Annotated in this window: 6 protein-coding genes; 4 read left to right on the top strand and 2 right to left on the bottom strand. The window is 71.4% G+C overall.

All coding sequences use genetic code 11. From position 1 onward, the window contains the following. Positions 1-273: 273 nt before the first annotated feature. Positions 274-2,574, top strand: coding sequence for a RelA/SpoT family protein (locus WBN91_RS37900; RefSeq protein WP_337729138.1), 2,301 nt, complete (start codon positions 274-276; stop codon positions 2,572-2,574). Here the strand turns inward: WBN91_RS37900 and WBN91_RS37895 are convergent, their stop codons facing one another. Together WBN91_RS37895 and WBN91_RS37890 are read right to left on the bottom strand one after the other, a co-directional pair. Then, a complete protein-coding gene (locus tag WBN91_RS37895; protein WP_337729139.1) occupies positions 2,575-4,956 on the bottom strand; it encodes a caspase, EACC1-associated type in 2,382 nt (793 codons plus the stop codon). A 184-nt stretch (positions 4,957-5,140) separates the two neighbouring features. After that, on the bottom strand, positions 5,141-6,001 hold the full coding sequence (locus WBN91_RS37890; RefSeq protein ID WP_337729140.1) for a peptidylprolyl isomerase: 861 nt from the start codon (positions 5,999-6,001) through the stop codon (positions 5,141-5,143). Positions 6,002-6,155: 154 nt separating this feature from the next. Between WBN91_RS37890 and WBN91_RS37885 the strand changes: the two genes are divergently transcribed. From WBN91_RS37885 to WBN91_RS37875, 3 genes are read left to right on the top strand one after another with little or no spacing between them, the layout of a single operon-like run. Beyond that, positions 6,156-6,854: an MBL fold metallo-hydrolase gene (locus WBN91_RS37885; protein WP_337729141.1), complete on the top strand. Its 699-nt coding sequence runs from the start codon at positions 6,156-6,158 to the stop codon at positions 6,852-6,854. A gap of 5 nt (positions 6,855-6,859) precedes the next feature. Next, positions 6,860-8,122, top strand: a complete 1,263-nt coding sequence (hisS, locus tag WBN91_RS37880) for a histidine--tRNA ligase (RefSeq protein WP_337729142.1) — start codon at positions 6,860-6,862, stop codon at positions 8,120-8,122. Further along, positions 8,119-8,748, top strand: coding sequence for a hypothetical protein (locus tag WBN91_RS37875; protein ID WP_337729143.1), 630 nt, complete (start codon positions 8,119-8,121; stop codon positions 8,746-8,748). The genes hisS and WBN91_RS37875 overlap by 4 nt, the downstream gene beginning before the upstream one ends. The last annotated feature ends 132 nt before the right edge of the window (positions 8,749-8,880 follow it).

Here is an 8,880-nt window from a genome sequence, read left to right as displayed (position 1 = left end):
ACAAGCAAGAAGCCCAAGTTGCGCTGTGTCCTCCTCGGTGGACTGCCGCTTGCCGGCTCCGCCGAAGAACCCGCGCTGCGCGCCGGGTGTGTGTCGCAAGATCATCATTTGGCCGCCCTCAGTCTCGATTGGAACGGGGTTGGGGCGCTGTGCGACCGGTTGGGCCGATGGGTTGGGCGCAGTTCGTCGTGTGAAGTTCGCCGCTCACCGGCTTGCCGTCCGAGCGTGGCCGCTTGCGGAGTTATCCTCGGTTCCTAGACCCGAGGAGCGTGGTTGAGCCAGGACATCGAGCCCGCCCAGACGACGCAGTCCGTGCCCGCACGGCCTCCGTCGGCCACCAGGCGCGTTCGCGCGCGCCTTGCCCGGCGCATCACCGCGCAGCGGGCCGCGCCGGTCAAGCAGGTGTTGGAGCCGCTTGCGGCCGTGCACCGGGACCTGCACCCCAAGGCGGACCTCGCCCTCCTCCAGCACGCGTACGACGTGGCCGAGGAGAAGCACCGGCCGCAGCGGCGCAAGTCCGGTGACCCCTACATCACCCACCCGCTCGCCGTGGCGACCATCCTGGCCGAGTTGGGCATGGACACGACGACCCTGGTCGCCGCCCTCCTGCACGACACGGTCGAGGACACCGACTACTCGTTGGACCAGTTGCGCGACGACTTCGGCAACGAGGTCGCCCTGCTGGTCGACGGGGTCACCAAGCTGGACAAGGTCAAGCTGGGCGCGGCGGCCGAGGCCGAGACCATCCGCAAGATGGTCATCGCGATGGCCAAGGACCCCCGGGTGCTGGTCATCAAGCTCGCCGACCGGCTGCACAACATGCGGACCATGCGGTTCCTGCCGCCGGAGAAGCAGGCCCGCAAGGCGCGCGAGACGCTCGAGGTGCTCGCCCCGCTGGCGCACCGCCTGGGCATGGCCACGGTCAAGTGGGAGCTGGAGGACCTCGCGTTCGCCATCCTCCAGCCCAAGAAGTACGACGAGATCGTGCGCCTGGTGGCCAACCGGGCGCCCTCGCGGGACACCTACCTCAGCGGTGTGATCAACGAGCTGTCCACGCAGCTGGAGTCGGCGCGCATCACCGCCAAGGTCGAGGGCAGGCCCAAGCACTACTACTCGATCCACCAGAAGATGATCGTGCGCGGCCGGGACTTCGACGACATCCACGACCTGGTCGGCGTGCGCATCCAGGTCGACGAGGTCCGCGACTGCTACGCCGCGATGGGTGTCGTGCACGCGCTGTGGCAGCCCATGCCCGGTCGGTTCAAGGACTACATCGCCCAGCCCCGGTTCGGCGTCTACCAGTCCCTGCACACCACGGTCATCGGCCCGGACGGCAAGCCGCTGGAAGTGCAGATCCGGACCTACGACATGCACCGCACCGCCGAGTACGGCATCGCGGCGCACTGGCGGTACAAGGAGACCCGCGGCACCCACAGCGGCAAGGGCGTCGAGGTCGACGAGATGGCGTGGATGCGCCAACTCCTCGACTGGCAGCGCGAGGCCGCCGACCCGGGCGAGTTCCTGGAGTCGCTGCGCTTCGACCTGGCCGCGCGGGAGATCTTCGTCTTCACGCCCAAGGGCGACGTGGTGACCCTGCCGACCGGCTCGACCCCGGTCGACTTCGCCTACGCCGTGCACACCGAGGTGGGCCACCGCTGCATCGGCGCGCGCGTGAACGGCCGGCTCGTCGCGCTGGAGCGCAAGCTCGAGAACGGTGAAGTGGTCGAGATCTTCACGTCCAAGGCGGAGGGGGCGGGTCCTTCGCGAGACTGGCTGTCCTTCGCCGCCTCCCCGCGGGCCAAGGCCAAGATCAAGCAGTGGTTCGCGAAGGAGCGCAAGGAAGAGGCCATCGAGGTCGGCAAGGACGCCATCGCGAAGGAGGTCCGGCGGGTCGGCCTGCCGCTCCAGCGCCTGGTGTCGGCGGACTCGATGGGCGCGCTGTCCAAGGAACTGCACTACCCGGACGTGTCGGCGCTGTACGCGGCGGTCGGCGAGGGCCACACCTCGGCCCGCCACGTGGTGCAGCGCCTGGTGGCCCAGCTCGGCGGCGTCGAGCACGCCGAGGACGAACTGGCCGAGCGCTCCACCCCGTCCACGGTGGCCCGCCGCCGGGTGACCGGCGACGCCGGCGTCATCGTCAAGGACGCGGCGGACGTGTGGGTCAAACTGGCCCGCTGCTGCACCCCCGTCCCCGGCGACGACATCCTGGGCTTCGTGACCCGCGGCGGCGGCGTCTCGGTGCACCGGACCGACTGCACCAACGCCGACGAACTGCTCAAGACCCCCGAGCGCCTGCTGGACGTCGAGTGGGCACCGTCGTCGTCCTCGGTGTTCCTGGTAGCCATCCAGGTGGAGGCGCTGGACCGCCACCGCCTGCTGTCGGACGTGACGAAGGTGCTGGCCGACGAGAAGGTCAACATCCTGTCCGCCTCGGTGACCACGTCGAGGGACCGGGTGGCGGTGAGCCGCTTCTCCTTCGAGATGGGCGACCCGAAGCACCTGGGCCACGTGCTCAAGGCGGTCCGCAGCGTGGAGGGCGTGTACGACGTGTACCGGGTGACGTCGGCGTCCTGATCAAGATCTCCAAGCCCGGAGGATGACCAGCACCGACAGCACGTGCAGGAGGCCGGCGACCAGCACCCCGAGGACGACGGTGGTCCCCGACCACACCTGCGTCGCCGGGACCGTGGTGCCCACCGCGAGCGACACCGCGCCGGACACCCACCGGGCACGGACTCGCCGGGCCTCACCGGCGATGCGCCGCGCCGCCGGCGGTGGGAGCCGTCGGTCGGTGCGCAGCCCGGTGAGGTGGTCGGGGTCGCGTGCCCACACCCACAGGTCCCGGCTGGTCGACCGGCCGGGTGCGGTGCCGGCGAGGAACCGGCCGTCTGGGCTGAACGCCGCCGACACGACCTCGGTCGGGATGCGCTGCACCACCCGGCCCAGCGCGAGGTCCCACAGCTCCAGGCCTTCGCCGGTGCGGTAGAGCAGCTCACGGAGGTCGGCGCTGAACGCGAGCGGCCCGCTGACCCGCCGGAGCGGGCCGGGGTCGAGGTCCAGGGACATTCGCGGGCTCCAGTCCGACGTGTCCCACACCACGACCTTCGTCGGGCTCGCGGCGGCGACCAGCGTCCCGTCCCCGCTCACCGCGACCACGTCGACGTCCGGCAGGTCCGCGGCACCCCGCTGCTGCCAGGTCGCCGTGTCCCACAGCGCTACCCCGGTGTCGGAAGCGCCGACCGCGAAAGGACCCTCGGCGCTGAGCCGGAAGTCGCGCGTTTCACGGCCCCGCAGGGGGTGCCGCGGCCGTTTCCAGCCGTCGCCCTGCCGCTGCCACATGTCGACGAAGCCGGCGCGGTGGACGGCGAGGATCGCTCCGTCGTGGCTGAAGCTCACCGACCGGACGTCGTCGCTGCGGAGGTGGAACTGTGCCTGTTGTCGCGGCCACGGCCGGAGCTCGTGCACGACGAGCTCGCCGTGGCCGGTGACGGCGAGCAGGGTGCCGTCCGGGCTGAAGGCGGCGGGGCCGAGGGCCCGCACCAGGTACATCGCTTGGTGCCAACTCCGGGTGTTCCAGATGGCGTTGCCGGAGGTGATCCGCGCCGAGCCGGGTTCGAACGCCAGGTGCGGCCCGCCCCGGCCGATCAGGGCGGCGTGGGCGAACGGCAGCCGGGCCTCTGGTTCCCGCTCGGCCTGACTCGGCACCGACGACCGCCGCACGGTGGTGACCTCGGAGCGGACCGGCCGGGGCGCGGTAGTGACCTCGGGCCGGGGTGGGGTGGGCGCGGGTCGGCTCGGTTCCAGTGTGGCGGTGGAGTCGGCGTGTACCGGCGGTTCGGGCTCCGGTTGTGGCGCGTCCGCCACCGTTGCGGGAGCGGGGCTTGGCTGGGGCGTGTCGGCCCGCAGCGGGGTGATCGCCGGAGCGGGCGGTTGCGGTTCGGGCTCCGCCAGCGGTTGTGGTTCCGGTTCTGCTGGCGGTTGCGGTAGTGGTTCGGGTTCCGCAGGCAGAGGCGGTGGTGGGGTCAGGGCCTCGGTTGCCGCCGTGGACAGGTCGTGGTTCGGGCCGGCGGCCAGGATTTCCAGGGCTGCCCGTGCCACCGGGTCGCCCTCCTCCGTGCGGGTGCCGAGGATGCGCACGCCCACCAGGCGCAGGGCCGGGTCGTTGCTGCGCAGCAGGCGGCGGAGTTCGTCGGGTAAGTCGCGGGGTAGTGGGGTGCCGGCGTAGGCGATGCGCAGGTCGCCGCTCAGCACACCGCTGTGCGTCGGCGTCTGGTCGGGGCTCTCGCGGCGCACGCGTTCGTACACGTACCCGTACAGGTCGCGGTCGGTGATCTCGCCGTCGCCGTCGAGGTCCGCCTCGCCCGTGCGCAGGCCCTCGATGATCGCCTTGGTGAACACCGACGGTTCGGCCCGGTCGTCCACCCTGCCGCTGTCGGGCTCGTAGGCGTACTGGATGTGCGTCGACGCGGTCATGACCACGCAGCCGCGACCCTCCTCCAGCTGCTCGACCACGTCGACGGTCCCGGCCGACCGGGGCAGCATCCCGCTCGGGAAAGCGCCGCCGTAGCAGCAGTCCAGCCACACCACGACCTGCGCGGCGAGGCTGTGGTCGATGCGTTCGCGCACGAACTGCGCCGAGACGGCCGTCGACGCGAGCCGGTCGTTGCGGGTGTCGGTGGTGGCGAAGTGCAACTGCCCGGAGAAGCGGTCCTTCACGCCGTGGCCCGACACGTACAGCAGGACCACGTCGTCGTGCCCCGCCTCGGTGAACAGGCCGTCCACGTGCTCGCGCAGCAGCTGGGCGGACGGGTTCAGCAGCACCTCGGTGCGGAACGCGCCGATCGCCTCGTCGCGGAGCACCGCTTCCAGCTCCTCGGCGTCCCGCCGGGGCGCGCGCAACGCCCCGAACGTCGGGTCGCCGTAGGTGTCGGTGGCGATCAGCAGAGCCCGGCGCATGGACGGAAAGACTACGGAAAGCGCCCTTCCGGCGACACGCCGCGACACGTCAGCGAAACGTCAGGTGCCGCTGCGATCATCGCGACTGCCGGTCACCTCACGACCGGCGGGGAAGACGAAGGGGCCGGCTGGCAGCACTCCTCTCCCGAGTGCGCGCCAGCCGGCCCCTTCGTGTTCGTCGGGCCTACTCGACGGTGACGGACTCGAACTTCACTTCCTTGTTCGGCTTGCCGCCGCCGGGGGACGGGTCGAAGGAGCCGTCGTGGCCCGCGCGGGCCACCTCGTCGACCAGCTTCAGGCCGGCCTCGTCCACGCTGCCGAAGACCGTGTAGTCCGGGGACAGCTGGGCGTCGCCGTAGACGATGAAGAACTGGCTGCCGTTCGTGCCCTTCTGGGTCTCCTGGTCGATGCCCGCGTTGGCCATCGCCAGGTAGCCGCGGCCGTAGGTCAGCTCCGGCCAGGTCTCGTTGTCGAACGCGTAGCCGGGGCCGCCCCGGCCGGTGCCGGTCGGGTCGCCGCACTGGAGCATCTGGAGGCCCTCGGTGCCGATGCGGTGGCAGGAGGTGCCGTTGAAGTAGCCCTGCTTGGCCAGGCTGACGAAGCTGTTCACGGTGCACGGCGCGAGCGAGCGGTCCAGCGTCAGCTTCAGGTCACCGATGTTGGCCTTGATGGTGGCCGTCTGGGTGCCGGTGGCGCCGATGCCGGTCGCCTCGGGCGTCTTCGTGCCCTCCTTGGACGACGGCTCCTTCGACGCCCGGTACTCGCAGTTCACCGGGTCCGCGAGCGGGGTCGGGCGCTTGGGCAGGGCCTTGACCTCGGTCGGGATCTGGATCGGCTTCGGGGTCTCCGACGTGGCCGCGGCGTCGTCGGAGCTGCTGAAGTCGGTCGTGGACACCCAGTAGATGCCGCCGCCGACGACGAGGACGGCGATGACGGTCACGACCACCGAGACGATCCGGCGCCGCTTCGCGCGCTCCGCTCGGCGGGCGAGCTGTCGTTCCAGCTTCCGCTTGGCCTGCTCGCGGCGCTGCACGTTGGTCGGCACCTGCAACCTCCCTGTTCTCGCGTCGACCGGCGACGATCGGTGTGCAGTCTAGGGGGCGGGTATATGGCTGGTGTGTGCCGGATAGGCTGGTGGGGCGGTCCACAGCGATCCGTTGCCGTTCTGTTGCCGTCGAGAGCCGTCGAGGAGTGTCCGCGTGCTGGTGATCGGGTTCCCCACCGGCGCCCTCCAGGCCAACTGCTTCGTGCTGGCCGCGGAGGCCGGCGGACCGTGCGTCGTGGTCGACCCCGGCCAGGACGCCGAAGAGCCGCTGGCCCAGGCGCTGCGCGAACACCGCCTCACGCCGGTCGCCGCCCTGCTCACGCACGGCCACTTCGACCACTGCTTCGCCGTCGCGCCCGTGTGCGACGGCAACGACATCCCGGCGTGGGTGCACCCCGACGACCGGGTACTGCTGTCGGACCCGCTCAAGGGCATCAGCGCCGAGTCGCGCGCCTTCTTCGGCGGGAACCTGGAGATGCGCGAACCGCGCGAGGTGCGCGAGCTGGCCGACGGGGCCGAGCTGGACCTGGCGGGCCTGCGGCTGACCGTCGACCACACACCGGGCCATACCGGCGGGTCGGTGATGTTCCGCGCCGGCACCGAGGAGGGCGGACGGCTCGTGCTGTCCGGCGACACCCTCTTCGCCGGCTCCATCGGACGCACCGACCTGCCGGGCGGCGACCACCGCGCCATGCTGGCGTCACTGCGCACCAAGGTGCTGACGCTGCACGACGACACGGTGGTCCTGCCCGGCCACGGCCCGACGACCACCATCGGCCGAGAGCGCGAGGCCAACCCGTTCCTGCTGGGACTGGGCGACGACGCGCCGGCCGCACCGCACCGAGGACTGTGAAAGACGTGACGACGTTCTCCGCCCCCAAGGGCGTGCCCGACTACTTCCCCCCGGTCTCCGCGACCTTCACCGCGGTCCGCGACATCCTCGTGGACTCCGCGCGGCTGGCCGGCTACGGCTACATCGAGCTGCCCGTCTTCGAGGACACGGCCCTGTTCGCCCGCGGCGTCGGCGAGTCGACCGACGTGGTGACCAAGGAGATGTACACCTTCACCGACCGCGGCGGCCGGTCCATCACGCTGCGCCCCGAGGGCACCGCCGGCGTGATGCGGGCGGTCATCGAGCACGGCCTGGACAAGGGCCAGCTCCCGGTCAAGCTCGCCTACGCGGGCCAGTTCTTCCGCGCCGAACAGCCGCAGGCCGGCCGCTACCGGCAGTTCCACCAGGTCGGCGTCGAGGCGATCGGCGTGGACGACCCGGCCCTGGACGCCGAGGTCATCGCCATCGCCGACGAGGCGTTCCGGCGGATGGGCCTGACCGGCTACCGGCTCGAGCTGACGTCGCTGGGCGACTCGTCGGACCGTCCCGCGTACCGCGAGCTGCTCCAGGCGTTCCTGGCGAAGCTCCCCTTGGACGAGGAGACCCGTCGCCGGGCCACGATCAACCCGCTGCGGGTGCTCGACGACAAGCGCCCCGAGGTCCGGGCGATGGTCGAGGACGCGCCTTTGATGCGCGACCACCTGTCCGACGCTTCGCGCGCGCACTACGAGCAGGTCAAGGACTACCTGAACGACCTGGGCGTGAAGTTCGTCGAGAACCCGCGGATGGTGCGCGGCCTGGACTACTACACCAAGACGTGCTTCGAGTTCGTCCACGACGGCCTCGGCGCGCAGTCCGCGATCGGCGGCGGTGGCCGCTACGACGGCCTGATGGAGCAGCTGGGCGGGCCGGCGTTGTCCGGTGTCGGGTTCGGCCTGGGCGTGGACCGGTCGCTGCTGGCGTGCCAGGTCGAGGGCGTGCAGCCCGGCGACGTGGCCCGCTGCGACGTGTACGGCGTGCCCCTGGGCGAGGCCGCGAAGTCCCGCCTGGTGGCGTTGTCGTCGGCCCTGCGCGCCGCCGGGGTCCGATTCGACCTGGCGTACGGCGGCAAGGGCCTGAAGGGCGCCATGAAGGGCGCCGACCGTTCCGGCGCGCGTTTCGCGCTGGTCCTGGGCGAGCGGGACATCGAGGCCGGCGTCGTCCAGCTCAAGGAGCTGGCGTCCGGCGACCAGCGCGAGGTGCCGCTGGTGGACGTGGTCATCGCGGTGCGGGAGGCGTTGGGCCGGTGAGCGACGACGAGCGGATCCCACTGGACCTGCTGGACCCGACCGCGGTGCGCAAGCGCGCCCGGACGGTGGCGATCGGCGCCCTGATGGTCGCCGCCGCCTTCGGCGGTCTACTGGGCCTGCTCGCCGGCCGCACGGCAGGTCTGGTGACAGCGGCGGTGTTCGCACTGCCGCTGTTGCTGCTGGCCTGGTCGGAGGCCCGCCGCCGGGTGTGGCTGGCGGGCCACGTCCTGTCCGTGCGCGCCTTCGGCACCCGGTCGGTCGACCTGCACACGGCCGACCAGCTGGACCTGCTGGTGACGGACATGCGCGGCAGCCGCACGGTCGGGCTGTTCGTGCGGGGCGGCGGCAAGGCGATCAACCTGGCCCTGGCCATCTACGCGGGGACGGGTGGCCGGGAGCAAGGTGTCCTGGCCTTGAGGAAGTTGGCCGACGTGCTCGCGGGCCGGGGTGACGCTCCTGGTCTGGTGTTCTCGGAACTGCTGGTGGCACAACTGCGAGCGGAGGCCCGCGGCCTGGCTGCGGCTGACCGCCCGCTCTACCAGCTCGGCTCCCTGGCACCGGCAGGCCGCTTGGCCCAAAAACTCAACCCCGACGCCATCTCCCGCTTCGTCTCCACCCTGGACTGAGCACCCCAGAGCACCCCAGGGCCACCGAAGGTGCTCTTCGGCGGAGCCGGCAAGTGGCAGTCCACCGAGGAGGACACAACTCAACTTGGGCTTCTTGCTTGTGTCATCCCCGTATGGCCTGCCCGAAGGGCT

It is taken from the genome of Saccharothrix sp. CCNWYY140, assembly GCF_037401995.1.
In the GTDB taxonomy this organism is placed as follows: Bacteria; Actinomycetota; Actinomycetes; order Mycobacteriales; family Pseudonocardiaceae; genus Actinosynnema.
Note: the sequence above shows the minus strand (reverse complement) of the source record. Positions and strands in the feature narration are given on the sequence as shown.

Bases quoted from the DNA above. Each gene is read 5' to 3' on its own strand.
- WBN91_RS37895 (WP_337729139.1), bottom strand. From the start codon at position 4,956: ATGCGCCGGGCTCTGCTGATCGCCACCGACACCTACGGCGACCCGACG.